Here is a 26,981-nt window from a genome sequence, read left to right as displayed (position 1 = left end):
CTATAACTACTTTTCTTAATTTTTAGTTTTTAGTTTTTAATTGTTTAATTGTTTAATTGTTTAATATGCCTTGTGGTGGAAGGCTTTAGTAAAAACTTTAAGCTAGTCTGTAAATGTAATAACAAAACATTTCAAAGCTGTAAACAAACTTTGAAATAAGTTTTTGATTAAATCAGGAGTACAAAATGAGCATAGAAGATCGCGCAAAAGCAGCTGCTAAAAATGTTGAAGGTAAAGCCCAAGAAGCTTTAGGAAATGTAACTGGAGATCCAGAAGATAAAGCCAAAGGTAAAGCAAAGCAAGCTGAAAGCGAAGTACGTCACGGTATTGAAGACGTGAAAGATAATGTCAAGAAAAATATTGACTAATAAATAATCCAAATTTTTTGCAGAAATGGAAATATAAGTGGGATGGATTCCATTTTTGCAAAAAAGCATGAAGGATTGAAGATTCAAGTTTATACTTCTTTCTTCTCCTCTTAGCAAGTGTGGAAAGTTAAACAAATAGCTTGATTTGCAGATTTTCTTGTAGAGACGTAATAAATTATGTCTCTACATTAAAAAAAGAAAGGTATTACAAATTAGAGGAATAACCTCTATGAATTCCAAGTTTATAAATGCAATTATTTTGAATATAAAATCTATTATATCTGTTGTTTAAAGTGTTTTCTTAGGAGGTAAAAAAATGGTTCTGCTTCAGCAAGGTCGCAAAATATTGGCGACTTTCCTTTTAATCGGAGTACTGATGATAACTACCGCTTGTGGTGGTACAAGTACAATGTCACGAGTTGACCGCTCAACTACTCCCTCAGCAATTGGTCGAGATGTAACTTATGCAGAGTTAGAGCGAGGCAATACCCCAGGAGGACAAAGCTTTGGTAACTGGGTTGTACAAGCATCTCAAGGATTAGTTCAGGACGCTTTTGTTCGTGATAACAACAAACTGGGTGTTGTGATTTCTCCTAAAGTTCGTCCTAACGAAGTGCGACCATTAGCAAAATCTTTAGTTCAAGGTTTTCATAAAAACTTCCCAAAACAAGACTTGAAGGTTTTGATTTACGCACCTGATAAGCAATTGATTTTGACTACTGAATATGACACTCAAACTAATCAAGTTAAGTATACCTAATTGCTGTATTTGCAATAGAAACTTGAATAGAGTTTAATCAATTTGGAATTAGGGCTTGGAAATACTAGCCATCCAAATAGTTTCATAAAAAAAGGAGATAAATACAGTGGCAACCAGCGAAGATTACAAACGTCAAATAATGAAAGATTTGGCTAAAGGTGATGTTGAATCTCTGGATGATACTACAGCCGAATCAACTACGGAATATCAAAATTTTGATGATTTTGCTCAACGGACAACACCAGATCAACGTCGCCACTTATTTGGTAAATCTTTACATCCCGATCGCATTCCAACCAGCCAAATGGAGCCAGAATTACAACAGGCGATCGCCCAAATTAAACCCAATGAACGGGATGATGTAGCAAGAGCCTTTTTCAAACACTTGAAAGAAAGAAAACTAGACGAGAAGCATCTAGAGCAACAGTTGGGGCTTTCTACACACCACCCCAGCCGCATGAGTGCTGATGATGTTAGCAAATTAGCCTCCTTTGTATATCATAACCACCCCGACATTTTCCGCGAAGTGCTGGCGGAGCAACCAGGCATTATGAAGTTCCTCAGTAATCCTGTAGTAGCAGGTATTCTCGGAATTGCGGCGGCTAAGTGGTTAGGTGGCCGCAAGTAACTTCTGAATTTTAAGTTTGGAGGATGAGTAAGAGATTAGGTGGGTTATATTACCCACCTTTATTTTTTGCTTATTAAAAATGGACTAGATCACTAAAAGTTGAAGCGGAAATATAACCTTCTACCTGTCCTTGCTCAACTAGCACCAACACTTGTTCGTAAATATTGCGTAGGCGTAGCCCGCCGTAGATATCACACTTCTGAATAACTACCTTGTTGTGATTAATACCAATTCCAGAAAAAAATAAAACAGATGCGTAGGTTGGGGAGCCACTTATATGGGCGGGTTTACCGACTTGAGTGAAGTGGCGTTTGAACGGAGTCAAACCCGACAATTACAAGAGTTTGAGGTGTTGGGTTTCGTTTCTCAACCCAACCTACATTCTTTTTAGCAGAATCGATATCTCCTAGAAAATTACCTAGAGAGAATTTATTAGTTCTTGAATCAACGATCGCAGTTATAAGTGAATGTCTTGTCGTCACCAACATTACAACATTAAGTCTTAACGCTATAACCTTAAGGCTTAATGCTATAACTTTAAGGCTTAATGCTATAACCTTAAGGCTTAACGTTACAACATTAATCACCAGCATCATAAGATTAAGGCTTAACGCTATTACATTAAGCCTTAACATTACAACTTTTTGACAAAAGCTTATGCGATCGCTCTTTAGGGTAGTGCGCTCTGTGCGATTGAGTTTTATAGGATTTACGCACGAGTTACCGAATAAGGTAGATGTGGAGCGGCTTGCCGCAGGCTACCACAGAGGCAAAGAGGGCATGAAGAAATCAGAGTTTGAGAGATAATTTGCGTAAGTCCTATTTTAATTCAGTACAGATACAGCGATAATTTACTCAAATCATCACCGAGTTATTTCATGCTGCCAGTTATTGAAACAATTTTATTACGTCAAATGGCTTCGGGCGATCGCCTCTACTTACAACTATACAAATTCATTGGCGCTCAACCTGGTAAAAAGGTTTACATTCAATCTAATCTGCACGGGGCAGAAATTGCTGGTAATGCCGTTATTCACCAGCTAATTGAGTTTTTATTAACAATAAATGATACAGATTTAACTGGAGAAATTTGGTTAGTTCCCGTTTGTAATCCAATGGGGACGAATGAACGCGCTCATCATTTTTCCCCTGGACGATATTCTGTTTATGAAGCCAAAGACTGGAATCGCATATTTTGGGACTACGAGAAAGAAGCTGATGATTTAGTAGCTTTTACTAAATCTCAACTTCATATTGATCTAAAGGTCGTCCGACAAAATTATCTAACTATAATTAAGCAACAATTTGCAAAAGTTTTAGAAAAGCTTAATTGTTCTAATGGTGTTCCTTACACTGAAGTTTTTGCCTACAAACTACAAAATCTCAGTTTAGATGCAGACTACTTAATTGACTTACATACTTCTACCAATCAAGCTTTAGACTATATTTATTACTTCCGAAATCGAGAAGATAGTGCAAAATACTTCCTGCTTGATTTCGGAATCTTGCTTGATAAATATGATGGTGATGCTTTTGATGAAGCTTTTATCAAACCTTGGTTAGCACTGGAAGCTTGTTTTAAAGAGTTGGGTAGAGAAATCAAGTTTGATATGGAAGCTTGGACACTAGAATTAGGAGCAGGAATGCAAATGAACCCTGATTCAGTCGCTAAAGGTGTACGGGGTGTAAAAAATTATTTAGTGGAGAAAGGTGTACTGCAAATTCCTAATTTATTGGAAGACACAAAAACCTACGAAATGACTTTTGCATCTAGCAGCAACCGGAAAAAATATTATGCGATCGCAGGTGGTATGATTCAATCCAGAATCGAATTAGGTACTAAAGTCAAAACTGGTGACAAACTCTATCAAATTCTCAGTTTCAATAAAGAAGGTAAGTTACCTACTGTAATTGATGTCTGCGCTCAACATGATGGATTAGTTTATGATGTCGCAACCAATCAAGCTGTGAATGAAGGCGAGTTTGTATTGGGAATCGTGAGTTAGTCATTGGTCATTGGTCATTTGTCATTTGTCATTTGTCATTTGAAGTGAAGAGTTTTTTAACTATTAACTCCCCACTCCTAACTCCTAACTTCTAACTCCTAACTAACTTCAGTCTCCTAAATAAATACCCATACCACGAGCGGTTTTAACTAAAGTACCATTAGGATCGACGGCACTATATTGAGTGATCGCTTCTGTAATTGGTACACTTAATACTTGGCGATTTTGCCAAGTCACCATGCGATCGTATTTATCCTCTGCAATTAGATTAACTGCCGCAACACCAAAAGCAGTTGCAACTAATCTATCTAATGGTGAAGCAGTTCCACCCCGTTGAATGTGTCCTAATACTGTGACTCGTGTTTCTACGCCAATGTGTTCAATAATTTTATCTGCTAAATATTCGCCAATTCCACCGTATCGAGACTGGCCTAAGCGATTTGTAATCGTCACATTTTCCCCATCGTGGGTACGAACTGCTTCAGAAACAATTATCAAACAATAGTTTTTGCCTTTCTCTTGGCGTTCTTTAATTTTGTGGCAAATATGCTCAACTGTGTAAGGAATTTCAGGGATTAAAATTACATTTGCTCCCCCCGCAATTCCCGCAGCTATAGCTATGTGTCCGGCATCACGCCCCATTACTTCCAAAATCATGACTCGGCTATGACTTGCAGCAGTAAAATGCAACCTATCTAGTGCTTCTGTGGCAATATTGACTGCTGTATCAAAACCAATAGCATGTTCAGTAACGCCAATATCGTTATCAATCGTTTTGGGAATACCTACTAGATTAATCCCGCCTTGTTGGGCGAGGCGGCGGAGAATTGCCAAACTACCATCGCCGCCAATACCAATCAAAGCGTCTAAACTTAGCTCATGATAACCTGCAATGATTTCTTCGGAGCGATCGCATAAACTTCCATCCGCCATTGGAAAAGCAAAAGGGTCGCCTTTATTGGTTGTCCCCAACATTGTGCCACCCGCCGTTAACAGCGAGTCAACTTGATCAACTTCCAGCTTGGTAAATTGTGGGGGACGCGCCATTAATCCTAGAGTCGCTTGACGAATTCCCAAAACCTCCCAGCCGTAAGTATCCACAGCACAATTCACTACAGCCCTAATCACAGCATTTAAGCCAGAACAATCACCTCCACTGGTAAGAATTCCTATGCGTTTGGGTTCTCCCATACTTTTTATTGACATTTTGATCCAAATATATTTAATAGTTGATGAAACTTAAGCCATTAGCAGCAGATTAAACCGAAACCAAAAGTCCTCCCTGTAAATGCCAAAGTAATTTTATGTTTGTTTTGTATCTAAAAACAAAACAAAGTTATCTTAGCTGTAAAATATAGGTGTAGAGCCAGTAGTAGATTAAACCTAAGCAAAAGCAATCCCCGAAAATGCTAGGGTGTTTTTATGCTTGTTTTGTGTCTAAGAAAAAACCAAGTTATCCCAGCTATAAAATATGAGGGTGGAGCCAAAGGTGACTAGTATTGATAATTACAACTTCTCTTTTTCAGGAGAAGTAGCAATCCCACAGGCTCCTCCTGAATTCAAATCAGGTTTTATCGGCATTGTTGGTCGTCCTAATGTCGGTAAATCTACTTTAATGAATCAATTAGTAGGACAAAAAATTGCCATTACATCACCAGTAGCGCAAACAACACGTAACCGTTTGCGCGGCATTTTAACTACACCAGAAGCGCAATTAATTTTTGTAGATACGCCAGGAATTCATAAGCCCCATCATCAATTAGGGGAAGTTTTGGTGCAAAATGCCAAAATTGCCATTGAATCGGTAGATGTAATACTGTTTGTGGTAGATGGAGGAGTAGCTTGTGGATCAGGCGATCGCTATATTGCCGAATTGCTGTGTCGTACCAAAACACCAGTGATTCTGGGCGTTAACAAAATCGACCAACAACCGTCTGATTCTCAGTTTCTAGATGATAGTTACGCTCAGATGGCCCAGTCCCATGAATGGGAAATCGTGAAATTTTCTGCCAAGACGAGTGCAGGATTACCGCAACTTCAAGAATTATTAATTGAACATTTAGAAATTGGGCCGTTATACTACCCGCCAGATTTGGTAACTGACCAGCCAGAACGCTTTATTATGGGTGAATTAATCCGAGAACAAATTTTATTATTGACTCGTGAAGAAGTACCCCATTCAGTAGCGATCGCTATTGACCTAGTAGAAGAAACTCCTAGCATTACCCGGATACTTGCTACCATCAACGTTGAGCGCGATTCCCAAAAAGGCATACTCATTGGCAAAAGTGGAGCAATGCTCAAAGCAATTGGTAGTGAAGCCCGCGAACAAATCCAAAAGTTAATCTCTGGTAAAGTTTACCTAGAATTGTTTGTGAAAGTTCAGCCAAAATGGCGACAGTCGCGGATCAGTTTAGCAGAGTTAGGCTATCGCGTGGAAGAATAAATTAGTCATTGGTCATTGGTCAAAAAGGCAAAGGACAAAGGACAAATGACTAATGACAAAGAACAAATGACTCTTAAATAATAAAAATGTCTTTAGATACTCGCTATCCCTTAAATCTGCCGGCCAATGCTCCGCCGTTGCGCGTGTTAATTGTCGAAGATGATCCAATGATGCAACTGGGATTAGAGCAATCGTTAATGGCTCATCCTCAGTTAGAGATTGTTGGACAAGCAGAAGATGGTTATTTGGGAGTTCAAGCAGCACTGCAACTAAAACCTGATTTGGTGGTTATGGATATTGGGTTGCCGCGATTGGATGGCATTGCAGCAACACAGCAAATTAAAGCGGCGCTACCAGCAACTCATGTGGTGATGCTGACATCTCATCAAACGGAGACAGAAATTATTGCGGCACTCTCTAGCGGTGCAGATGCATATTGCATCAAAGGTGCAAGTGTGGAACGATTGTTAAGTGCGATCGCAGCCGCAGTTGATGGTGCAGCCTATCTTGATCCCCAAATTGCGCGGCGAGTAATTGATAATCTCAAACCACCCTCACCCACCAGCAACAACGCCAACTTATCTGGGCGCGAGTTAGAAGTCTTGAAACTTATGGTAGACGGCTTGAGTAACCCAGAAATTGCCGAAAAACTCTATCTCAGTCCCAATACCATCAAAACTCACGTCCGAGGGATTATGAATAAATTAGCAGTGGACGATCGCGTGCAAGCAGCAGTCGTCGCATTACGTTCAGGTTTGGTTTGATATCAGAATACATTCAAATTTTTACTACTGAATATCTGGATAAGTGTGGGTAGCGCTCCCTACTGTGTCTGCAAGTTTCAAAATACTAAATGTCAACCTTAAGGTAGTATTTCTAACTATCAAACTAGTTGTAATACCGTTTCTTTGTGAAGCTGCATATATTTACCCCCCTGTAGTCCCCCCTTACCAAGGGGGGACTACAGGGGGGTCTTATTACGTGCATCTTCATGCAGAATTGGTATAAAATCTTTAAATTTAGCTAATTTTTTTCCATGTGCTCATTAATATTTCAAAATTTGAAGCTCACTATTCCTACAGCTTTATTATTTACGGTTCTTGGCTATATTCTAAGTCTACCTCTAAGTTTTTTCGCCCATTCAGAAGGTCAAAATTAAATAAACAATATATTGAAGAACTTATAGAACAAGGTTTGATGACTACAGTTGGTCTAGAAAAAATTGAAGCTGCAAAACAAGATGGCTCATGGAAGAAGTTAGATGCGATCAAAAAATAGTGCCAAAGGAGTTAAGCTCCTTTGGCACGCTTTCTTTATAACCATATATTTTATCGCCTCATACGCGGTTTTTAATTAAGATTACTTGGATAATTTGTATTGCTATCTCGCTAGAAATACCTAAAGCTTGATATAAATCATTTAAAAAGTTTTTTTCTTCTTCAGCTACGATACCTTCAGCTAGAACTAGATCGGTGGCTACTGCAAATGCTGCTTCCCGCAAGTCTTGAGATAGAGAATCTTTGGCTGCATTAAATAAACTATTAAAGCCATCCCCTTCGAGAATGCCCAAGATTTTTTCAAACAACTTGTTCATCATCTCATGGGGATAACTTTTAAAAAGTTTCATCCGAGACAGCACAAAAGTGATAGAATTTGCTTGCTCAAAAGAAAGATAACCGTCTGACGCTGTTGCTGCCAAAACAATGACAGCAAAAGCCTCTGGTGGATTGAGTGCTGTTTGAGTTTGGCTTTCTGTGCCCAACACAGCGTCAAATAGACCCATTGTAGTAACTCCTTGGTTAGAGCCTCAATAGCGCTACAGTTACCTGTCTGTTTGGTAGATTTACAGGCAAGAGTGCAACGCTATGAGACTTTCATGCTTTAGTATTCCCAGGATTTGTTTATGGCGAACACTTGCACCCAATGGTTTTTGGCAATAACTACACTGCCATTTGTAAACTACTTAGCGTTCTCCTGCCTTTTCTATTGTTTCAATTACCGCCAAACCTATACCAGATGCTGCTAGTAACAGTACTACTGATATTAAATAGGAGTTGGTCAGCATCCGTAGGGCTTCATCGAAAAAAATATAGGTGGTCATTGCTTCACCTTTTGAAATTTGTGCTGCTAGTACCTTTTATTTCTCCACACACCGATAGGTGAATTTCGCCGAGAAACTGCTAGCAATTGCATCTTAACAAAACTTTAGCTGTTTCAGGACAACATCTAAACTTTTTATTTCTGAAGATTTGATGAATTTTAGAAAGCCTTGGTAAAAGAAATTACTTAGGTTGAGTTTAGAGCAAAAGTTGTGTCACCCTAATTTTACGTAAAGATAGCTATTAAATTAGTCAACTAACTCACAAATAATCATCACAAGAAGTATCCACAAATTGCTTATTTTTGCAGACTATCTTGTGAAATCCCAAGGAAACATCCAAAAATATTCCCGATTTATTAGAGAAATCGAGAATCTGAGCCACAAATCAATAGGATTATTATGATCTCAGTAGATATACGAAAATCACTCAATTACGAATTCCGAGGTTTTACCTAAAAAAAAGAAAGTATCTAAAGTAAACAATGTTCAATTGTCTTTACAACTGATTGTGAAAGAGAGTCAAAGTCATAACCACCTTCTAAGCCAAACAGAATTTTACGAGTTATCCCTAGACAATAATCAGTAAATAAAGCGTAGTCTTCTGGCTGCAAATTGATACTTGCCAAAGGATCTGCGGCATTGCCATCATAACCAGCACTCACAATCAGCAAATCCGCTTGAAAGTTAGCTAAAAAGGGTACGACCTGTCTTTCAAATAGTGGCTGATATACTGCAATATCGCTACCAGGGGGTACAGGTAAATTTAATACATTATTATGAAAGCCGCGTTCTGTCGATCTTCCAGTACCGGGATAGCAGGGATACTGATGTAGGGAACAGTAGGCGATGCTTGCTTGGGTTTCAACGATCGCCTGAGTACCATTACCGTGATGTACATCCCAATCGAGGATAGCGACGCGGTTAATTCCGGGTTGTTCGAGGGCAAATAAAGCTGCGATTGCAGCATTAGAAAATAGGCAAAAGCCCATCCCCGCATCACTTTCTGCATGATGTCCTGGGGGACGTGCTAGTACAAAAGCTGGATTAGCCGACTTTAATACAGCCTCAACACCATCCAACCATGCACTGACTGCCAACAATGCCACATCATAACTACGCGGGGAAACTGGCGTATCTCCATCCAAAGGGCCGCCGCCACTAGAAGCGATTTGCCAAAGTTTTTTGATGTAGGCTGGGCTATGGGCCTTAACTAACATAGACATCAGTGATGGCTGTTCTGATGCTGGTGTAGGCGATCGCCAGTCAATTTTATCTGCAAACGTAGCTGCTTTTAGGGCAGTAGCGATCGCACTTAAACGTTCTGGTCTTTCAGGATGGTATTTTCCAGTCTTATGATCTAAAAATTCGTCGGAATAGATGACTGGCAGCATAGGACGAAAAAGGTTGACTGCAAGACAATGAATGCTATTGTATCGTTACTTGTACAAACAGTTTTTCCTTAGCGTTACCGAGTTACCAGCGATCGCCTAACATTAACAAGCTCTCTCGTTTTTCCTTTATCCCTTTTGTTCAATGACTCTCAACTTTCGCTAAATTGGAAAAAGGTAAACTTAAGGGAATTTTAAATGTCAGCACAATTGTTACTGGTGGATGATGAACCAGGGATACGGGAAGCCGTGAAAGACTATTTGCAAGAGAGCGGTTTCAGCGTTCAAGTCGCCAGTAACGCCCTTGAAGGTTGGGAATGGATGCAGATGAATACACCTGACTTAGTGATTTCTGATGTCATGATGCCTCAGGTGGATGGCTATCAGTTCCTGAAGCAACTGCGAGAAGACCCCCGCTTCCAAGCGCTACCAGTAGTATTTTTAACTGCTAAAGGTATGACAGGCGATCGCATCCAAGGGTATCATGCTGGTGTCGATGCCTATCTACCCAAACCCTTCGATCCAGATGAGTTAGTGGCTATAGTCGAAAATTTGCTAGCCCGCCGGGCCGCTAAGGCTGCAACTACAGGAGATGACGTTGAAACCCCTGATCTTGCTGAATTAGCTAATCAGATTGCCCAAATTAAGGCATTGTTAACTCAAAGAAATGCCATTTCGCAATCGCCAGCCCCTTTCAAAATTGATTTGACTCCTAGAGAACAAAGTGTTTTGAACTTAGTCGCTGAAGGGTTGATGAACAAAGAAATCGCCCGTCGCTTAGAAACCAGCGTCCGCAATGTAGAAAAATACGTCAGCCGTTTGTTCAGTAAAACTGGCACCAATAGCCGTACAGAGTTAGTTCGTTTCGCCCTAGAACACGGTCTTGCTAAATAGACAATTTTTGAATTGGGAATTGGGCATTGGGCATTGGGAAACAGGAGACAGTTCTTGCTGGAGGCAGAAATTCTTGAATTTTGAATTGATTTCTCCCCCTGCCCCCTTCTTGTGGGTAATTGGCAATAGGTAACTGGCTGCTAAACCATAACCTATTACCAGTAATAGATAAAACATAAGTATTTCAGCAAATCAGGCACTTAGTTAAAGTAAAAAGCTAAAAGTAAGGTTATTCATTTTCACTTTGGCCTTTTAGGTTTTCATTGAATTCGCGCCTGTTGTCCAATTCCCCATCTGTAAAGACACAGAATTTTCTTGTTCCTGCAATGTTTTTATAAAAACTCGGTAAAATGCACCCGGCTGAATTTGCTCTTAGATTCTACCAGTATCCTTTGCTACAAAGTTTTTAATAGAGAAACTGTTCCTGGGACTCTGTGCTGCTAAATAAGACTTTCACAAAGAAGAAATCACAATATTTTATGAATTCTACTTACTGCTTAGTTTTTATTGCAACGGGGCTATATGATCAACATTTGATTTGATGCCCAATTCATGTTTTTTCGCTACTTAAATTACACCTTTAAGACTGGGGATTTTCAGCAGCATTACGCAAGCGCATCAACTGGCGTCGCATTTGAGGCGAGGCTTTAAACTCGGACACTTCCTGCGCTTTAACAGACGCTTGCAGTGTCTCTAGAAAGTCGTCAGAACCCTCGGTCAAGGCATCAAGTAATACCTGTAACAGTTGTTCGCGATCGCCCAATAGACTCTTTTCCTCAATCAACCGAAATTTGAGATGGATTTCGCACTCATAAACACCTACTTCGAGATTATTTATCTGGCGTGGTAATGCTTTGGAGTTCATAGCTATTGAGATTCCTTTACTTGGTGGTCATGAGGGTAAGGAGGTAGATGCCCAGCAAAATTCTTTATATCTTCTTTGAATCCAAAGTGCTTGAATTAAGAATTTTTCTTCATCAATCACCTTTGTATTCCATTTCAGTCTCCTGTGTTTTATTTTCAAGCTAGATTTTGATGTGACTGTGCCAGATATAGCTTATGGTAAGCCATAACTATTATTCAGTTTTTAAGATTCTACACAATAAAGTTTCTGTAAGAAGTTGTCCGGTCTTTTTAAAGCTTTTTACATCAACTTTATGTGAACGTCAATAACAGTTTGACTTGTTACTTTAATTTTGGTGTTTATACGTAAGTAAAATCGCTTAATTTTTTTGAACTTATTAAAGCCAGAGGTCGATGTAGCCCTATTCAGTAAAATTACTTGATGTACGTTTTTTGCAATAGAAAATTTTGAAGAAATTGATGAGCAGAATAATTAAAGTAAAAACTTTTATTCTCCATAAAAAAATGTACACAGATAAAATTATTCCTGGTGAGTGCTTTACTGTACTGGCTTTTAGGCTTTATGAGTACGAAAATCTTAGCAGTAGGTAAGATTAGCACACCACTTTGACTTGTTTGTATACGCCAAATAAAACCCCTCTCACCAGTAATTTTTACAAAAAAATAATTGGACTACTGTCAGTACTCGCTACTAATTGTGTCTTCAACTCCTAACAGAAGTAGTAAGTTAATCAGTACAGGTGATATTTTTACTTATGCTCATTCAATATACCCCTTTGAAACTGCGTTCAAAGCTTGTAAATTGAGAGCATTCAAGCTTGAATATAACGTTTACAATAATTTCAGTGTAATCCACCCAAATCTTACACCCTTTTATGGATAACCCGATGCTGCTCAAGTCCACAACCCGGCATGTCCGCATTTTTGCAGGCGAAATTGACCGGGATGGCGAACTGATTCCCAGTCAACAAGTCTTAACGTTAGATATTGACCCAGATAACGAATTTAACTGGAACGAAGATGCACTGCAAAAAGTTTATCGAAAATTTGATGAACTAGTAGAAGCATCTAGTGGCGCAGACCTTACAGACTATAACTTGCGCCGTGTTGGGTCAGATTTAGAGCATTATCTGCGATCGCTTCTGCAACTCGGCGAAATCAGCTACAATCTATCTGCTCGCGTTACCAACTACAGCATGGGAGTCCCCCAAGTCGCAATGGACGACAAACAATAAGCGAATGAGTTGGTAGCGATCTGGGTGAACTTTTCTGACAATTCAGATCCATCTGGAATCCACGAAAAACCTAACACCCTAACCCTCTTCCCGCGTTGGGAAGGGGAAAAATTAATATGTGAGGCTTGCGACCTCGCGAAAAAGAACCCGGAAACGAGATTACCAGATTTTTAAAGCCTCTTCATTCGTCAGCTACTTTGAGTAGTTCACTTATCTTAATTCTTAATTAAAGTTAATTCTTGCTATCCTACTTATAAACTAAATAAATACCAAGATTATCTGCCTCTTGATGATGGGGTAATTCAGCAAAAGCTTGGGGCGCAGTTATGCTTGGGTTATGCTTTGGTAACTGGGTTGGAGTTAGTTGCTTTGGCGATGGAGAGTCACAGAGCAATAGAAGCTATGATGAGGCTGTAGAGTTGACTTAGGAGCGTATTCTTTGGATAAGTAAGTATTAGCACCTGCTGATATCCCCCAGCTAAAATCATCATCTAAAGTCTGGGTATGTGAAGTTTAAGAAAGATGAGCGGTCTAGATTGTCCCTAATAATGCTGTTAAAGAAATTGCCAATCGCTTCCCGGTGCGAAAACTATGGAAAATGACGCGGCAACGCTCTACTGTACAAATGAAAGTTGTCAGGCTGCCAACCCCCTGACTCACAAGTTTTGCCTGCGATGTTCCACGCCCCTAACCAAAAATTACCTCTGGGCTGTGCTAGATGGCCCAAGTGTGGGTAGCCCTGGAGAAATATTAGCCGATCGCTATTTAGTCCTTGATAAATTTCTTCTTTTAGATACGAAACCTGGTTTATTAGCGCTAACGTCTGAGTTAGATAATTTGCAGCCTCTAAAAGCTTACCTGAGACTAATTCCCTACCGTTTACACGTACCACAGGTATATGGAGCGCTTTTTCTCGGTGACGGACCTTCTCATCGAGAAATATTACTTTTAGAAAAACCTCCATTGTTAGTAGATGACAAAATCCAAGAAGTGCAGTTGGCCAGTGAGTTAACCACCGCTTGGCGTGATGCAACATCGATGCGCCAACTCAATTGGTTATGGCAAATAGCTCATCTGTGGCAACCTCTTGCAAGTGAAGGTGTCGTCTCTAGCTTGCTTGACTCAAATGTATTACGGGTAGAAGGATCATTAGTCCGTTTGTTAGAATTGCGCTTCGATGCCGCAACATTCCCAGAATTACCCCAATTAGGTCAATTTTGGCAGCAGTTGGTTAGTGGTGCTAAACCAGCCATAACTGAATTTGTGAATGAGGTTAGCCTTTCCTTAATTCAGGGAAAGATTAATTCAACCGATCAATTAATCGGAGTTTTAGATCGCGGACTAGCTGGGTTAGGGCGATCGCAAACACCCTCAATCAAAATTATCACCAAAACGGACACTGGGCCAAGCCGCCAACGTAATGAAGATGCTTGTAGCCCACCCAGTGGAACTCTGGTAAGTAAACCACCCCAGCCAACAGCCTTAGCAATTGTCTGTGATGGCATCGGTGGGCACGAGGGTGGCAATGTCGCCTCAAATTTAGCCATTGAAACCATCCAGCAACAGGTACAGCAACTAACAAAAGTTCCCTACGACCACATAGACCCCTCACTGCTACTTAATGACCTAGAAAAGGCTGTGGCAATTGCTAATGACAAAATTAGTCAGCGCAATGACAGTGAAAATCGCCAAGGGCGTCAGAGGATGGGCACGACTTTAGTAATGGCATTGCCTGTTGCTCATGAAATGTACATTACCCACGTCGGTGATAGTCGTGCTTACTGGATTACCCGCCACGGTTGTTATCAAGTTACCCTGGACGATGATGTTGCTTCCCGCGAGGTGCGGCTAGGCTATGCCATTTACCGCGAGGCTATACAACAAAGTTCTGCTGGCTCTCTCGTCCAGGCTTTGGGCATGGGGCCTAGCACTTCATTGCATCCCACATCGGCACGGTTTATGCTCGATGAAGATGCTGTTTTTCTCCTCACATCCGATGGTTTGAGTGATTTTGATCGGGTGGAGGAGTACTGGGAAACAGAAATCTTGCCGATTCTAGTTGGGGAAGTCCCTATAGCAAATGTTGCGGATAGATTAGTTGAAATTGCTAACACTAAGAATGGACACGATAATGTCACCATCGCTTTAGTCCATTATCAAGTCCAATACTGGGAACCGGAAATCACGATCCAAGCCTTCATTCCAGAGAGTTATTCTGCCAAAACTATCGATTTTTCATCCAGGGGGACAGATCCGACACTTTTAAGTAGCCCCAACCATAAAACTCAGGTGATTCCAGACACTGAGCCTGCCAAAAGGCGCAGTTTACCGCTACAGTGGATTGTTCCATTAATATTTGTGGTAGCAGCAGGTGTTTTAGGATTGTTTGTGAAGCAAGTGCGACTGCGATCGCCATCAGTCCCCTTGATTTCATCCACTCCCATACCAACTTCAAATCCTACCATCGAAGCAACACCCATACAGCGATCGCTAGCCAACCTTTCTCCTGGCTGGGTAATTAAAACTAACAATCAAATCACCTTGGGAAACAACCAATCACTTCCACCTGGAGCTTTTTTACAAGTTATCAACACAAAACCAAATCCTAAACCTGCTTCGGGAAATTTTTCAGTGTCTATGCAAGTCTGTGCTAATAAAAGCACACAAACTCCAGCTAACACTAATAATCCAGCAGTAACCTCCTCAGTTCCATCAAATTCAAAACCTTTGCCGGAAACAGTATTGCTGGACTTCTCCCAACTAAAACGCTTTGGTGTCTCTGTTTTGCCAGAAGATGCACCAAGTCCATGTACACCTGTCACACAACCGCCAGTTACTCAACCACCTGACGACAGCAGTCCAACTTAGTCAAATAATCGATAAACTGGTAGAAACCTGGAATAATAACAGGTAACATCAGAGTAAAAACTTACAAGGTAAAAAAGTAGAAAGTTTTCACCTTGGAGAATTCTTATTTGAAATTATTTATTTTAGTTTTTATTTTAATGAATCCATGCCATCCCTGAATTTGGCGATCGCCCGTCTCCGTAACACTGGCACTGACAACTTCGCCATTTGGGTGGTCAAAGCTCCCTATCCCAGTGGCTACGTTTTACGTGACTGTGTATGGCCTGATGAACTCAATCACGTCTGGCAAGAATGGCAGCAACTGTTTGCTGGTCATAGTCACTTAGATATTTCCCCATCAACATCTCAAAAGTCCAACCCATTCCCCATAGATTGGATTTCACCCGCTTCAGGTCAAACCACTGGTCCCTATAGCAGTCGTCTGATGCAAAACTTGGGAATGAATTTATGGCGCTGGGTATTTGATGGGCAAATTCTTGGTAGTCTAGAACGCAGTCGCGGTATTGCTATGGGTCAGCATACACGTTTGCGCTTTCGGCTAGAAATCCGCGACCCGGATCTGATCGCTCTCCCTTGGGAAATTATGCAGCGTGAACCTGGCCAATCAGCTATGTCTCTCTCCCAAGATTTGCTATTTAGTCGCACCAGCAGCGAAGTTGACCCTTTACCGCATTTGCGAACTGACCAGGCTTTAAGTATTCTGCTGGTTTTAGGTCATGATGACAAGCTGCAACTAGAACAAGAAGCTGCTATCTTACAGCAAACTCTTGCAGATAAGTCTGTGGGTGGTAATTTGCAAAGATGTGCCCCTTGTATAGTGACTCAACTTCTACAACCAACCCCACAGGAGTTGATTCAAGAATTAGAAACCAGAGCATACAATGTTTTCTTTTACGCTGGACATGGTTTGCCAGGCCCAGACGGAGGGTTACTGTTTTTGCGACCAGATATGCCCCTAAATGGGATAGAATTGGCGCAAGTATTGACCCATACAGGTGTGAAATTAGCAGTTTTTAACGCCTGTTGGGGCGCACAACCAGCTGCTATGAATCATCAAGCTATCCCTGCCAGCAGTTTAGCAGAAGTGTTGATTCGTCATGGTGTGCCTGCGGTTTTGGGGATGCGCGATGAAATCGCTGACCACGAAAGCCACAGTTTTATTCAAGCCTTTACTGAAGCTTTGCGATCGCACAAGCCAATTGATGAAGCCGTAGCCCAGGCTAGGCAAGAATTGTTAACACTGTATAAATTTAATCAACCTGCTTGGACTTTGCCTGTTCTCTACCTGCATCCAGATTTTAATGGCGAACTCATTAAGAATCTGGATGAAGGTATTACCGAACTACCAGATACAGCCATTCCTGATGGCTTCTCGCTTCCGGCTGCTTCGTTGCGATCGCTTACCCCAAAAGGTAAAACCTGGTCACTACGTTATGGAGTCACCCGCATCGGTCGCACAAGCGACAATGATGTTGTCATCCCTGAACCATCTGTATCCAAACGCCACGCCGAAATCTTTTGCCGCAACACTCTTACTGATGCTACATTGGTGCGAAGTTATTACTTGCAAGATTTTTCTACCTACGGGACAACTTGGTTTTTAGGGCCTAATGGTTGGCAACAAATCCTCCGAGAGGAAGTCCCATTGAAATCGGGAATGCAGTTAAAGTTTGGAAGTGCGAGAGCTGAAACCTGGGAGTTTATTATTGAAGACTCCTAGTATAACTATTGTAAAAATAAATTTGAGTCTTTAGCACCAATCTTTAAAATCTATTTTTTGTAGAAAAATTCAACTGTTTTTGCGGAAATCTATTCTGAGGAATTGTAGCTGTAAATACTACTAAATAATATGTGAGGCAATGAAAAATGGCTAATAAAATTAAAGGCTCAGACACCTTCTCTTCTTTGCCATATAATGTAGATTTAGAATTATTAGAAGCATTACTGGAACCAGACGATGCTACCTATCCCTGGAATCCAGGTGATGAAGAATCAGAAGCTTATTTTCAGGAATTAGAAGAACAGTTTGGAATGCAAGATTTGCTTGAGGAAGAACTGACAACGCGATCGCAAGATTTTTATAGCCATCTAGACACACTTTGGTCTGGTATCTCTCTGGAGTCAGACAATAATCACAATGTCCAACAAGCACAAGTACTTAATCTTCAAGAAAGATTATCTAGTACTTTTGCCGCCTGTGTCCCCCAAGCATTGCTCAACGCCATCGCCACCAAAGCTGCTGAAATCCTTGCTGCCCAGCAATCAATCGCTGAACAACTGGTTGAGTGTGTTCAGACAGTATTACCAAATTGGGGAACAGAGGATCTCTTAGTTTTGGCTCGTCCTTTTGCTTACGCTATGCGAAGCAGCGAATCGCAAAACGCGGCATCTGCACTCAATAATCTTCACAATAGCCAGTGGACAGCTTTATCAGAAGTAGAGAAAGCAAAAGTTACTTTAGCGATCGCTTCTTATGCTTTTAATGAACTCAACAAGTCTGAGTATGAAGCATAACCTGAATGAACTGTCTCTTTTTTCTACATAAATTTTCGATGCAGGCAGATTTATTTGCTGATAACACTTGTACTGCTATTTTAAGCATTCACTAATCCTAGTATTTTTGTATAGTGAGCCTAAAGTAACCTCACAATAAGCTGATTAAAACATTAGACCATCTATCCCAAGATATAAATATTCAAAAGTAATTGGGCATTGGGCATTGGTTATTAATTCTTGTCTCTGGCTCCCTCATCTCCCCCTGCTCCCTCTACTCCCCTACTCCCCTACTCCTCTACTCCCCCTGCCCCATCCCTTATTTTGGCCCAAGAAATCGAGTAGCAAAATTTTGCGATCGCGTCGGTGATAGCGCCCGTGCCTTAAGAATTGCTGCCATCAAAAAGGCGTAAGATAACACCCCAACAACTACCAACAGCAAGGCATTGATTGATCCTGTAGCATTCCACAAAGCATGAAGCGCAGCAGCACTAAGATAACCAATAGAGAGAATTTGCCAACTTCTACTGGGTTTGAGGACAGCTAACCCAATAAAATAGCCCAGATAGCCACTATAAGCCATGTGTCCGGCTACGGAGCCTAAAATTCGCGGAATTAGCAGTTGCAAACCCGCCAGTTGACCAGCAGCGCCTATACCCACCTGTTGCGTGACATTTTGAGTAATATCTGGCACATATTGTCCGAGAGTTTCCAAGAGAGTGAAGCCCACAGCAGAAGCTGTTCCCAGGAGAATACCATCTAAAGGTTCCCAAATACCTATGCGTTCCCGCCAAGGTGAAGACAACATTCTGCCGAGAGCAAACGCCCCTAGTACAGGCAATGCTTTGAGTAATTCCTCCATCAAGCCAGCGCCAAAAAACATCCGCACCAGCAACTCTGTAAAGGTGATAGATTCTTGGGATGAGGGTAAGTTCCCAGGCAGGACGGTGCGAAACACAAAGATAAATAAATCCAACAACGGACTAAGCAAAATCAGCATTGTACCCAGTGCCGCAGCCATTAGCACCCACCAAGGCTTCTGTTTACCGCAAAGTTGGTAAACAAAATAGTAGGCAGCAAAGGCGATGTAAGTAGCTACAATCACTTGATTTGCTTGGGGTTGACCGACTGTAGCAAACATTAACACTACAAAAACTACGGTCAGTATTCCCGGTACGAGGTAAGCTTTACTAGTTAAATCTTTACCAGTGGAAATAATCGGAAAAAGCTGGGTGAAGCTAACAGAATCTGGCTGCTTTAATTGCGTGTGGCTGTGGTGATTTGTCGCCGAAGGTAATGGTGTAACTTGGTTAACCGTCGTGGCCGGGGTGAGTAAGGTATACTCATACTCAAAAACGTATTGCGGCCCATCAGCACCTAGAGAAATGCGATCGCCTGGGTGCAATTCCTGACATTCATACAAGCGTTGTCCATTCAAATAAGTGCCATTAGCACTATTTAAATCACAAAGCACCCAGCTGAATTTGCTATCTGGCGATAGAGAGAGGGGACGAACCACTGCATGACGACGAGATACCATTCGGTACATCATGGCATCCAAGACAATTTGGCAGCTGGGGTCGCGTCCAATTACCATCTCTTTACTGGGGGGCAGGGAATAGCGAGATTCTGGTCCAAAAGCTGCCCCGTTACCAGACACTAGCCGCAGAAATGCATTATGTCTTGCGTGTTTGCCTGTCATCGAGTTAGAGTACGTTTCTAAACTAATTCTTCACATAATTTGGCAGCAGGACTAGCCTTAGCCACATTAACAGCAGCATTGCTAAATCCACTATAGCTTCACTTCCTGCTAAGAAATTTAAATTTATAGACGCAAAATTTCAAATTGTTTTACCTAACGTAAATAAGTATTCCATTTGCTGAGAATTTATCCTAAAACTGGCTTGTTAGAGGGATAAATCAGATTTTATGGGTGGTGTACTCAAGACATCCTAACTGCAAATTAAACCCACGGCAATTTATCAAAAAACAGTATTTTTTACTGCATTTTGTTCTATTCCAAAAATATATAATTTTCAATGCTCTGTTGTGAGCCAGTACGGTCTTCTCGCAAAGGGAGAGGCTTTTATACAAAGCGTCCCGTAGAAAAGGGGGTTTCCACGCCACTTGCTTTATCCAAAAAGTAAAGGTTCAAAACCGTACTGCGTCCCGCTACGCTAACGCCCCTTGTGGTCGAAAAATTCCTTGTGGCTTAAGGTAGGTAAAAACCCCACCCCTTGTGCGTGGTTTAGTTTAATTGCGAATTGCGAATTGGTTTTATGCCTCTTAACCTGCCCCGAAGATCGAACTAAAAGATTTCCGGTATCTTGCCTCAAACAACTGTAGCCAGTTCTGGGTGTTCAATCTTAGTTCCAAGTACTGTGAGGAATTCTGCTAACCAATGGGGGTGAGCAGGCCAAGCTGGTGCTGTCACCAAGTTACCATCAACTATTGCCCGATCAACACAGATATCGACATAAATCCCTCCAGCACTCTTGACATCTGGGCTACAAGCAGGGTAGCCAGTACATCTTTTGCCTTGCAGTACATCAGCAGCAGCCAATAACTGCAAGCCGTGGCAGATGGCAGCAATCGGTTTATTCGTTTGGGCAAAGTGACGGGTGATTTCTAGTACCTGCTGATTCAGGCGGATATATTCTGGTGCCCGTCCTCCGGGGATGACTAAGGCATCGTAGGTTGCGGCTTCTACTTCTGCAAAGGTGGCATTTAAAGTGAAGTTGTGACCGGGTTTTTCGCTATAAGTCTGATCTCCTTCAAAGTCGTGAATTGCCGTCCGCACCTTGTCGCCAGCTTTTTTGTCTGGACAAACTGCATGAACTGTGTGCCCCACCATTTGCAACGCCTGGAAAGGAACCATCACTTCATAGTCTTCTACGTAGTCCCCAACCAGCATCAAAAGTTTCTTTGCAGCCATATTTTTCTTACCCTCACCTACTAGTGAATAGTTAATAGTAGTTTATTAAGAAAATATTAATTTAGAGTTAGCTAGATTAACCGTTAACCTATGCGTAAATTTCTGATACATTAGAGCATTAACTGTGCTGTAATGTATCATTTAAGGGCGGCAAGTTAACAAAGTTGTTCTGTTTATGACTATTGACTAGTTAAAGCAGATGGAATTCTGCGATCGCTCTCTCAAAGTTTTTGTTTTCATGTCCTGGGCGGCTGAGTTTAATCAAGGCAAAACGCTGTAAGGGCGTTAAACCTGCCCAATTGTGCTGTGTTAGGGTTACACCTAGTTCTTGAGCTTTTTCCTGGATGCTAGGTGGTACAGTGGCAGAGTCTAGCCATGCGGGATGAGGCTCGATGGGCAATTTTGTAGCTGGTATACCTGTGCGTTGTAAAATTAATTGCTGGATATGCTCGCGGTAAGACTGAATTTCCGTTTCTCTAGTGCAAGGTAATTCGACTAAAGCTTGACGCTCGCCTGTAGTCATCTGATTCCAATCAGACAATTTTAGTTTAATGCCACAAGTATCTAATTTGCAACGCACCTGCATCGGGATACAGCGCAGGGAATCAACAAAGTCTGCTTCAAATTCAAAGAAATCTGTCATAAGAAAGTATTCAAAATTAAGGTTTTTTAACCATCGACGGGCGGTGCGTTAAGCAACGCTTTCACACCCTACATATATATATAAATATATATATTTTCATAAATCAAATTGGATTGGTATATATTATCTGTTAAAAGTTCAGACTAACCTAATATTTAACTAAATTGCATACTAGATATCTTTAATTTTTAACGGGTATTTTTGGAATTACTGAGACGAATTATCAAATAACTAATTGAGAGGGCGAGAATAGCAATTCCTAAACCAATTATATCAATACCTCCAATCTTTTCTAAGTCAAGAATAATAATTTTTCTGGCAACAGCAATTAAGGATGTGACAATAACTAATTCAACTTGAAAAACGTGTTTTCGTAAATAAGCTGTGATGTTTTCTAAAATTTCTAAAGCAATTAAAATATTTAAAAATAGACCAAAAATTTTATACAAGGTTGTGTTAAATTTTGCATAAGGTGCTGTAAATAACTCTTTAAAAAGAAATACTCCTAAATCCCCGATCGCTACCAAAATCACGATCACCATAAAAATAGATAGAACTTTAGAAACTATTACTTCTATGTTTTCAATGATGTGCATGAAGTTCTCATCTTTGGTAGCCCCTAGAATTTCCCTCAGTAACTTTTTCATCTGCTGCACCCGATTTTTAAATAAAATAAAATCCCATAGATAAATCTAGAGGATTAAAATAAGATGATTTGTAATACTATCTGATTTTGATTTTTTCCCATAACTTAACTCGGCGCTAGTAAAACCTCTGCTTACTAGAACTTTAGCCTCTTTAGATATGGTAATTGGTATGGGTCAATAGTAGAGAGCCATAAAAAATGATAATCACTATTGGTTATTGATTATTGACTAAATTACCTATTGATGATTATTAATTACATCTTGAGCAGTACAGTTACGAGCTTAGGGACTTCCAACTAAAAAAATATCCTATCGCGGTGTAGGCAGAGGGGCAGGGAGCAGGGGGCAGGGGGAGAAAGAAAAATATTATCTGAGTAAATTGGATAATTTATTTTCTGGAAGTCCCTTACCATTGTGAGGACTGGAGTTGATAATCTTTGACTGTAACTTCTACAGAGATTGGTATCAGCTGCACAGCACAGGCTTTTAATTCTGGTTGCAGCGAATCGGGGCAAGATTCTGGATGGGTGAGGGCATTGGCTTCGGCATTATCTGCCCACAGTGAACCCCAGTGCATGGGGACAAAAACTGTACCAGGCGCGATCGCTTTTGTCACTTTAGCAGGAAACTTAGCTTTACCTCGACGCGATCGCACTTCTACATACATACTATCTACAATACCTAACCGAGCAGCATCACGGGGATGAATTTCGATAAACGGTTCGGGATGCATTTTACAAATTTTTTCAATTCGTCCAGTGCGTGTCTGGGTATGCCAGTGTCCGTAAAGTCGCCCGTTAGTTAGCACAAAAGGATAATCTGGGTTTGGTGGTTCTGCCAATCCCTTTGAGTAATATGCCCCAAATCGAGCGCGTCCATCAGGGGTGTGGAAGCGGAGATTGGTGTAAAGTCTTTTGGAGTTAGAAGTTAGGAGTGAGGAGTTAGGAGTTGAAGATTCTAATTCATGACTCCTAACTCTTAACTCATCACTTTTTTCTGGATGAGGCCATTGACTCGGCCCTTCTGCTTGTAATTGTGCGTGACTGATACCCGTCATATCGCAGGGGCGAGTTTTAGTTAGTTTGACAAACTCAGCATAAACTTCGGCGGAGTTAGCAAAGGCAAACTCTTTCTCAAAACCTAATCTACGTCCAACTTCGGCGAAAATTTCCCAATCTGCTTTAGCTTCTCTTGGCGGTTGGCGGAATGCTTGACATAGAGTTACCACACGTTCAGAGTTTGTCATCACACCAGTTTTTTCACCCCACTGGGCGGCTGGTAACAGAACGTGAGCGTAAGCAGAGGTTTCTGTAGGATAATATGCGTCTTGGTAAATAGTGAAAGGCGATCGCAATAACGCCTTTTTAGTGCGCTCCAAATCTGGCATACTCACAGCTGGGTTGGTAGCCGCAATCCACAGTAACTCTACAGCGCCATCTTCCAAGCCAGTAATCATATCCCAAGCAGTCAAACCGGGATTGGGCGAAATCTGTCCTGGCTTAAGTCCCCAAAACTGCTCAACTTCTGCTCTGTGCTGAGGATTTTTTACTACCCGATAACCCGGTAATAAATGCGCTAAACCTCCGGCTTCTCGTCCTCCCATTGCGTTTGGCTGACCAGTGAGGGAAAAAGGGCCAGCCCCAGGTTTGCCAATCTGTCCAGTCATCAGGTGCAGGTTAATGATAGTTCTTACCTTAGCCGTCCCTTCTGACGATTGATTCACACCCATTGACCACAAGGACAATACCCGCTCGGATTCACCCCAATAGCGAGCTGCTGTTTCTAAATCTTCAATGCTGATTCCACATTGACGAGCCACTACCTCTGGCGGATAGTGCCGAATTACTTCAGCATAAGCCGGAAAGTTACTGGTGCAGTCGTCCATGAACATGGTATCGATGTAATTCCAGCGCATCAACAAGTGGGCGATGCCGTTTAATAAGTCGATATCTGTACCGGGACGAATCGCTAAATGCAAGTCAGCAGCTTCTGCGGTTGGTGTGCGACGGGGATCAACCACAATCATTTTGACTTTGCGGTTCTTTTTGTGATACTTTTCCAGTCGGTTGAAAACGATGGGGTGACATTCGGCTGTATTAGTACCAATTAAAAATGCACAGTCGGTTAACTCCAAGTCATCGTAACAGCAGGGCGGGCCATCTGAGCCAAAGCTTTGAATGTAGCCAGACACCGCACTAGACATACATAAGCGAGAGTTGGCATCAAAATTATTAGTACCCAGACAGCCTTTCATTAGTTTCTGGGCTATATAATAATCTTCAGTTTGAAACTGGCCGGAACCATACATACATAACGCTTCTGGCCCTTGGGTAAAGCGTACTGTTTGAATGCGCTTTGTGATGATATTAAAAGCTTCATCCCAACTAACGCGCCGAAACTCTTGATCTAAGGAGTCTCGCACCATTGGGTAATGTAATCTATTTTTATCTAAAGATTCTGCGATCGTTGCGCCTTTGACACAAACCATTCCTTGACTGGATGGATGCGCTTTATCGCCGCGCACCCGCCAAGTTGGATTTCCTTGGCTATCCCGATTAGTTGCTTTGCCATGTTGGGCTGGAGGTGAAACTTCTAGTCCACAGCCAACACCGCAGTAAGGACAAAGGGTTTTGGTAAATTCACTCATGGCAGTTGTACCATTTTGTTATTTTGATTGGGCAACCTCAGATGTAGCGGCAGTTTGAGAAATTTGTGTGTAACGCAAAAACTTTTTGAAACTCTTATTCCTTTGCGTTCTTCTCTGACGAGACGCTGCGCGTTGGCGGAGCCTCTCGTAGAGAAGACGCCAGCGCAGAGAGAAGAAAAAGAGATTTTCATGAATTAGGATTGCTATGGAAGGATGAAGTGTAAAGTTACCTAACTTAAATCTGATAGTTAATTTCACTACTTCATCCTTCAGTTGATTATTCTTCAGTTAAGAAAATAGAGTTTTTAGTTGCGGTTTCTGGTAATTCACCTTCATAGGCAGCCGCAAAGGAACCTTTTGGTTCTTTCAGGAAGAAAGCGCACATGGAAGCACAGACTAGTGCAGCTATACCCATTGTGGTAAATAGTGTTGGAGCGTCGGTTAAGCTAAAAATTGTCAGGTAAACTACGCCGCCAAAATTACCGTAAGCTCCCACATTTCCAGCAATTTGTCCAGTGGCTTCTTTTTTAATTAGGGGTACGATGCTATAAGTTGCACCACAGCCAGCTTGGGCAAAGTAGGCGGCAAACATTGTAACTGCGATCGCTAGCGGAATCGGCCAGCTACTACTAATAAAATGTGCAATCAAATAACTAACTCCAATGCCAGCGCTGATAATTGTCATTGTCCATTTACGGGAGCTAAATTTATCAGAAATTAAGCCACCACTGGGACGAGAAACCAAATTTAAGAACGGATAGGTAGCAGCAATCATCCCAGCTACAACATGCTCTAAAGCAAAAGTTTTTTCAAAGAATGCTGGGAGCATGGAAACAACTGCTAGTTCGCTGCCAAAGTTAGTGATGTAAGTGAATTCGAGTAAAGCTACTTGACCAAATTGAAAGCGTTCAGATGGAGCGTAGGTTCTTTTACCAGTTAGAAGTTCTCGGTTTACCTGCCAAGCTTGGTAACTTTGGTAAGCAAACAATCCTGCTAATAGCAACCAAGCCAGATACATTTGGCTCAAAGTTAGGAAGTGAATGTTCTTTTGTTCTAAGCGCCAAGCTAATAAACCCAAGGCGAAAATTAAACCAAAATTTGAGACAATCATTGCCCAGAAGCTTTTGATGCTAGTCACTTCTAGAGAACCATTTTTCTTGGGTTTCTTGTAGACTTTGCCAGTGGGTGTATCTTGGACGTTGTTGTAATAAATTACCCCGTAGATGGCTGTAATGATCCCTGTAAGTGCGATCGCAAACCGCCAGTTAGAAGCGCCACCAGCGAAAAAGCTAGTAGAAACTGCAAGTATTGGTAAGGCAAACTCTGCACCAAAAGCCCCAAAGTTACCCCAACCGCCATAAATGCCTTGAGCAATTCCCATCTCCTTCGGCTGGAACCATTCCCCTACCATGCGGATACCGACAACAAACCCAGATCCGACAATTCCCATCAGCAAACGACTGATAACTAGTTGATTAAAATCTTGCGCTAGCGCCGTTGCTAAACAAGGAACAACCGCAAACATCAGCAGGATTGAGTAGGTGATTCTGGGGCCAAAACGATCCAGAAGCATCCCAATAATTAGCCGTGCGGGTATTGTGAGAGCAAGGTTACAGATACCCAAAGTTTTGATTTGCTCAGGCGCTAAACTTAGCTCTTTGCCAATGGTTGTAGCGAAGGGAGCAAAGTTAAACCAACAGACAAAGGTGAGAAAGAAAGCAAACCAAGTCTGATGTAAGATGCGGTAGCGATCGCTAAATGAAAATAAGTTTTTAAGCATTCCAATCTTTCTAATTGAATAAAATACGGTGAAGAGGTAGGAGAAGATCAGCCTTTAAGGTCGAAGCTTAAGCCTTTAAGTTTGAAGGTTAAGCCTTTAAGTTTGAAGATTAAGCCTTTAAGGTCAAAGCTTAAGTCTTTAAGGTCGAAGCTTAAGCCTTTAAGTTTGAAGGTTAAGCCTTTAAGGTCGAAGATTAAGCCTTTAAGGTTGAAGATTAAGCCTTTAAGGTCGAAGCTTAAGCCTTTAAGTTTGAAGTATGAGTTTTACCCAATGCTGAA

The 26,981-nt window shown here is 41.4% G+C and carries 23 protein-coding genes; 11 read left to right on the top strand and 12 right to left on the bottom strand.

The genetic code is table 11. The features are described 5' to 3' along the window. Nucleotides 1-185: 185 nt before the first annotated feature. From LC608_RS12590 to LC608_RS12580, 3 genes are all read left to right on the top strand, one after another. Complete coding sequence (locus tag LC608_RS12590; RefSeq protein WP_099103871.1) at nucleotides 186-368, top strand: CsbD family protein; 183 nt, start codon at nucleotides 186-188, stop codon at nucleotides 366-368. A gap of 316 nt (nucleotides 369-684) precedes the next feature. Then, a complete protein-coding gene (locus LC608_RS12585; RefSeq protein WP_229553882.1) occupies nucleotides 685-1,128 on the top strand; it encodes a hypothetical protein in 444 nt (147 codons plus the stop codon). Nucleotides 1,129-1,234: 106 nt separating this feature from the next. Further along, entirely contained in the window at nucleotides 1,235-1,756 is a 522-nt protein-coding gene (locus LC608_RS12580; protein WP_229553881.1) for a hypothetical protein, read from the top strand. Between the two features lie 73 nt (nucleotides 1,757-1,829). On the opposite strand, the gene LC608_RS12575 is transcribed toward LC608_RS12580, so the two are convergent. Then, entirely contained in the window at nucleotides 1,830-2,081 is a 252-nt protein-coding gene (locus LC608_RS12575; protein ID WP_229553880.1) for a hypothetical protein, read from the bottom strand. Between the two features lie 553 nt (nucleotides 2,082-2,634). Between LC608_RS12575 and LC608_RS12570 the strand changes: the two genes are divergently transcribed. Then, a complete protein-coding gene (locus LC608_RS12570; RefSeq protein ID WP_229553879.1) occupies nucleotides 2,635-3,762 on the top strand; it encodes a succinylglutamate desuccinylase/aspartoacylase family protein in 1,128 nt (375 codons plus the stop codon). Nucleotides 3,763-3,870: 108 nt separating this feature from the next. Here LC608_RS12570 and LC608_RS12565 read toward each other — a convergent pair whose 3' ends face one another. Next, complete coding sequence (locus LC608_RS12565; RefSeq protein WP_229553878.1) at nucleotides 3,871-4,953, bottom strand: ATP-dependent 6-phosphofructokinase; 1,083 nt, start codon at nucleotides 4,951-4,953, stop codon at nucleotides 3,871-3,873. Between the two features lie 280 nt (nucleotides 4,954-5,233). Between LC608_RS12565 and era the strand changes: the two genes are divergently transcribed. Together era and LC608_RS12555 are read left to right on the top strand one after the other, a co-directional pair. Beyond that, the gene (gene era / locus LC608_RS12560; RefSeq protein WP_229553877.1) at nucleotides 5,234-6,208 is read left to right on the top strand and encodes a GTPase Era; all 975 of its coding nucleotides are present in this window, start codon (nucleotides 5,234-5,236) and stop codon (nucleotides 6,206-6,208) included. A gap of 86 nt (nucleotides 6,209-6,294) precedes the next feature. Then, nucleotides 6,295-6,972: a response regulator transcription factor gene (locus LC608_RS12555; RefSeq protein WP_196527287.1), complete on the top strand. Its 678-nt coding sequence runs from the start codon at nucleotides 6,295-6,297 to the stop codon at nucleotides 6,970-6,972. Between the two features lie 572 nt (nucleotides 6,973-7,544). On the opposite strand, the gene LC608_RS12550 is transcribed toward LC608_RS12555, so the two are convergent. From LC608_RS12550 to LC608_RS12540, 3 genes are all read right to left on the bottom strand, one after another. Further along, the gene (locus LC608_RS12550; RefSeq protein WP_229553876.1) at nucleotides 7,545-7,991 is read right to left on the bottom strand and encodes a tellurite resistance TerB family protein; all 447 of its coding nucleotides are present in this window, start codon (nucleotides 7,989-7,991) and stop codon (nucleotides 7,545-7,547) included. A 180-nt stretch (nucleotides 7,992-8,171) separates the two neighbouring features. Further along, a complete protein-coding gene (locus LC608_RS12545; RefSeq protein ID WP_229553875.1) occupies nucleotides 8,172-8,309 on the bottom strand; it encodes a hypothetical protein in 138 nt (45 codons plus the stop codon). A gap of 470 nt (nucleotides 8,310-8,779) precedes the next feature. Further along, the gene (locus LC608_RS12540; RefSeq protein ID WP_229553874.1) at nucleotides 8,780-9,700 is read right to left on the bottom strand and encodes a histone deacetylase; all 921 of its coding nucleotides are present in this window, start codon (nucleotides 9,698-9,700) and stop codon (nucleotides 8,780-8,782) included. A 195-nt stretch (nucleotides 9,701-9,895) separates the two neighbouring features. Here LC608_RS12540 and LC608_RS12535 point away from each other — a divergent pair, with 195 nt between their 5' ends. Next, nucleotides 9,896-10,591 (top strand): response regulator transcription factor, encoded by a 696-nt coding sequence (locus LC608_RS12535; RefSeq protein ID WP_118166491.1) that lies wholly within the window; start codon nucleotides 9,896-9,898, stop codon nucleotides 10,589-10,591. 580 nt (nucleotides 10,592-11,171) lie between these two features. Here LC608_RS12535 and LC608_RS12530 read toward each other — a convergent pair. Next, nucleotides 11,172-11,456 carry an Npun_R1517 family heterocyst differentiation transcriptional regulator gene (locus LC608_RS12530; RefSeq protein ID WP_100900764.1) on the bottom strand — a complete coding sequence of 95 codons (285 nt, stop codon included), beginning with the start codon at nucleotides 11,454-11,456 and terminating at the stop codon, nucleotides 11,172-11,174. Between the two features lie 874 nt (nucleotides 11,457-12,330). On the opposite strand from LC608_RS12530, the gene LC608_RS12525 reads away from it, so the two are divergent. The 4 genes from LC608_RS12525 to LC608_RS12510 all read left to right on the top strand — a co-directional run bounded on the left by LC608_RS12525 (nucleotide 12,331) and on the right by LC608_RS12510 (nucleotide 18,072). Beyond that, a complete protein-coding gene (locus LC608_RS12525) occupies nucleotides 12,331-12,690 on the top strand; it encodes an NAD(P)H-quinone oxidoreductase subunit M (RefSeq protein ID WP_229553873.1) in 360 nt (119 codons plus the stop codon). A 591-nt stretch (nucleotides 12,691-13,281) separates the two neighbouring features. Beyond that, the gene (locus LC608_RS12520; RefSeq protein WP_229553872.1) at nucleotides 13,282-15,558 is read left to right on the top strand and encodes a PP2C family serine/threonine-protein phosphatase; all 2,277 of its coding nucleotides are present in this window, start codon (nucleotides 13,282-13,284) and stop codon (nucleotides 15,556-15,558) included. 145 nt (nucleotides 15,559-15,703) lie between these two features. Further along, nucleotides 15,704-17,278: a CHAT domain-containing protein gene (locus LC608_RS12515; protein ID WP_229553871.1), complete on the top strand. Its 1,575-nt coding sequence runs from the start codon at nucleotides 15,704-15,706 to the stop codon at nucleotides 17,276-17,278. A 146-nt stretch (nucleotides 17,279-17,424) separates the two neighbouring features. After that, on the top strand, nucleotides 17,425-18,072 hold the full coding sequence (locus LC608_RS12510; RefSeq protein ID WP_229553870.1) for a hypothetical protein: 648 nt from the start codon (nucleotides 17,425-17,427) through the stop codon (nucleotides 18,070-18,072). Between the two features lie 298 nt (nucleotides 18,073-18,370). On the opposite strand, the gene LC608_RS12505 is transcribed toward LC608_RS12510, so the two are convergent. The 6 genes from LC608_RS12505 to LC608_RS12480 all read right to left on the bottom strand — a co-directional run bounded on the left by LC608_RS12505 (nucleotide 18,371) and on the right by LC608_RS12480 (nucleotide 26,703). Beyond that, nucleotides 18,371-19,753 carry a PrsW family glutamic-type intramembrane protease gene (locus LC608_RS12505; protein WP_229553869.1) on the bottom strand — a complete coding sequence of 461 codons (1,383 nt, stop codon included), beginning with the start codon at nucleotides 19,751-19,753 and terminating at the stop codon, nucleotides 18,371-18,373. A 630-nt stretch (nucleotides 19,754-20,383) separates the two neighbouring features. Next, nucleotides 20,384-20,986: a DJ-1/PfpI family protein gene (locus tag LC608_RS12500; RefSeq protein ID WP_229553868.1), complete on the bottom strand. Its 603-nt coding sequence runs from the start codon at nucleotides 20,984-20,986 to the stop codon at nucleotides 20,384-20,386. Nucleotides 20,987-21,176: 190 nt separating this feature from the next. Next, entirely contained in the window at nucleotides 21,177-21,629 is a 453-nt protein-coding gene (locus tag LC608_RS12495) for a nitrate reductase associated protein (RefSeq protein ID WP_229553867.1), read from the bottom strand. 188 nt (nucleotides 21,630-21,817) lie between these two features. Beyond that, on the bottom strand, nucleotides 21,818-22,276 hold the full coding sequence (locus LC608_RS12490) for a phosphate-starvation-inducible PsiE family protein (protein ID WP_229553866.1): 459 nt from the start codon (nucleotides 22,274-22,276) through the stop codon (nucleotides 21,818-21,820). 406 nt (nucleotides 22,277-22,682) lie between these two features. Then, nucleotides 22,683-24,923, bottom strand: coding sequence for a molybdopterin oxidoreductase family protein (locus tag LC608_RS12485; RefSeq protein ID WP_229553865.1), 2,241 nt, complete (start codon nucleotides 24,921-24,923; stop codon nucleotides 22,683-22,685). Between the two features lie 277 nt (nucleotides 24,924-25,200). After that, a complete protein-coding gene (locus tag LC608_RS12480) occupies nucleotides 25,201-26,703 on the bottom strand; it encodes a NarK family nitrate/nitrite MFS transporter (protein ID WP_229553864.1) in 1,503 nt (500 codons plus the stop codon). Nucleotides 26,704-26,981: the final 278 nt, after the last annotated feature.

Origin of the sequence: Nostoc sp. XA010 (assembly GCF_020829625.1) — a bacterium.
GTDB lineage: Bacteria > Cyanobacteriota > Cyanobacteriia > Cyanobacteriales > Nostocaceae > Nostoc.
The sequence above is the reverse complement of the archived record's forward strand: the minus strand, read 5'-3'. Positions and strand labels throughout refer to the sequence as shown.

Coding starts and splice junctions, on each gene's coding strand:
- LC608_RS12510 (WP_229553870.1), top strand. CDS start 17,425: ATGGCTAATAAAATTAAAGGCTCAGACACCTTCTCTTCTTTGCCATAT.
- LC608_RS12530 (WP_100900764.1), bottom strand. CDS start 11,456: ATGAACTCCAAAGCATTACCACGCCAGATAAATAATCTCGAAGTAGGT.
- LC608_RS12565 (WP_229553878.1), bottom strand. CDS start 4,953: ATGGGAGAACCCAAACGCATAGGAATTCTTACCAGTGGAGGTGATTGT.
- LC608_RS12590 (WP_099103871.1), top strand. CDS start 186: ATGAGCATAGAAGATCGCGCAAAAGCAGCTGCTAAAAATGTTGAAGGT.
- LC608_RS12585 (WP_229553882.1), top strand. CDS start 685: ATGGTTCTGCTTCAGCAAGGTCGCAAAATATTGGCGACTTTCCTTTTA.
- LC608_RS12570 (WP_229553879.1), top strand. CDS start 2,635: ATGCTGCCAGTTATTGAAACAATTTTATTACGTCAAATGGCTTCGGGC.
- LC608_RS12495 (WP_229553867.1), bottom strand. CDS start 21,629: ATGACAGATTTCTTTGAATTTGAAGCAGACTTTGTTGATTCCCTGCGC.
- LC608_RS12555 (WP_196527287.1), top strand. CDS start 6,295: ATGTCTTTAGATACTCGCTATCCCTTAAATCTGCCGGCCAATGCTCCG.
- LC608_RS12500 (WP_229553868.1), bottom strand. CDS start 20,986: ATGGCTGCAAAGAAACTTTTGATGCTGGTTGGGGACTACGTAGAAGAC.
- era (WP_229553877.1), top strand. CDS start 5,234: ATGAGGGTGGAGCCAAAGGTGACTAGTATTGATAATTACAACTTCTCT.
- LC608_RS12550 (WP_229553876.1), bottom strand. CDS start 7,991: ATGGGTCTATTTGACGCTGTGTTGGGCACAGAAAGCCAAACTCAAACA.
- LC608_RS12515 (WP_229553871.1), top strand. CDS start 15,704: ATGCCATCCCTGAATTTGGCGATCGCCCGTCTCCGTAACACTGGCACT.
- LC608_RS12545 (WP_229553875.1), bottom strand. CDS start 8,309: ATGACCACCTATATTTTTTTCGATGAAGCCCTACGGATGCTGACCAAC.
- LC608_RS12480 (WP_229553864.1), bottom strand. CDS start 26,703: ATGCTTAAAAACTTATTTTCATTTAGCGATCGCTACCGCATCTTACAT.
- LC608_RS12485 (WP_229553865.1), bottom strand. CDS start 24,923: ATGAGTGAATTTACCAAAACCCTTTGTCCTTACTGCGGTGTTGGCTGT.
- LC608_RS12490 (WP_229553866.1), bottom strand. CDS start 22,276: ATGAAAAAGTTACTGAGGGAAATTCTAGGGGCTACCAAAGATGAGAAC.
- LC608_RS12525 (WP_229553873.1), top strand. CDS start 12,331: ATGGATAACCCGATGCTGCTCAAGTCCACAACCCGGCATGTCCGCATT.
- LC608_RS12535 (WP_118166491.1), top strand. CDS start 9,896: ATGTCAGCACAATTGTTACTGGTGGATGATGAACCAGGGATACGGGAA.
- LC608_RS12540 (WP_229553874.1), bottom strand. CDS start 9,700: ATGCTGCCAGTCATCTATTCCGACGAATTTTTAGATCATAAGACTGGA.
- LC608_RS12520 (WP_229553872.1), top strand. CDS start 13,282: ATGGAAAATGACGCGGCAACGCTCTACTGTACAAATGAAAGTTGTCAG.
- LC608_RS12505 (WP_229553869.1), bottom strand. CDS start 19,753: ATGACAGGCAAACACGCAAGACATAATGCATTTCTGCGGCTAGTGTCT.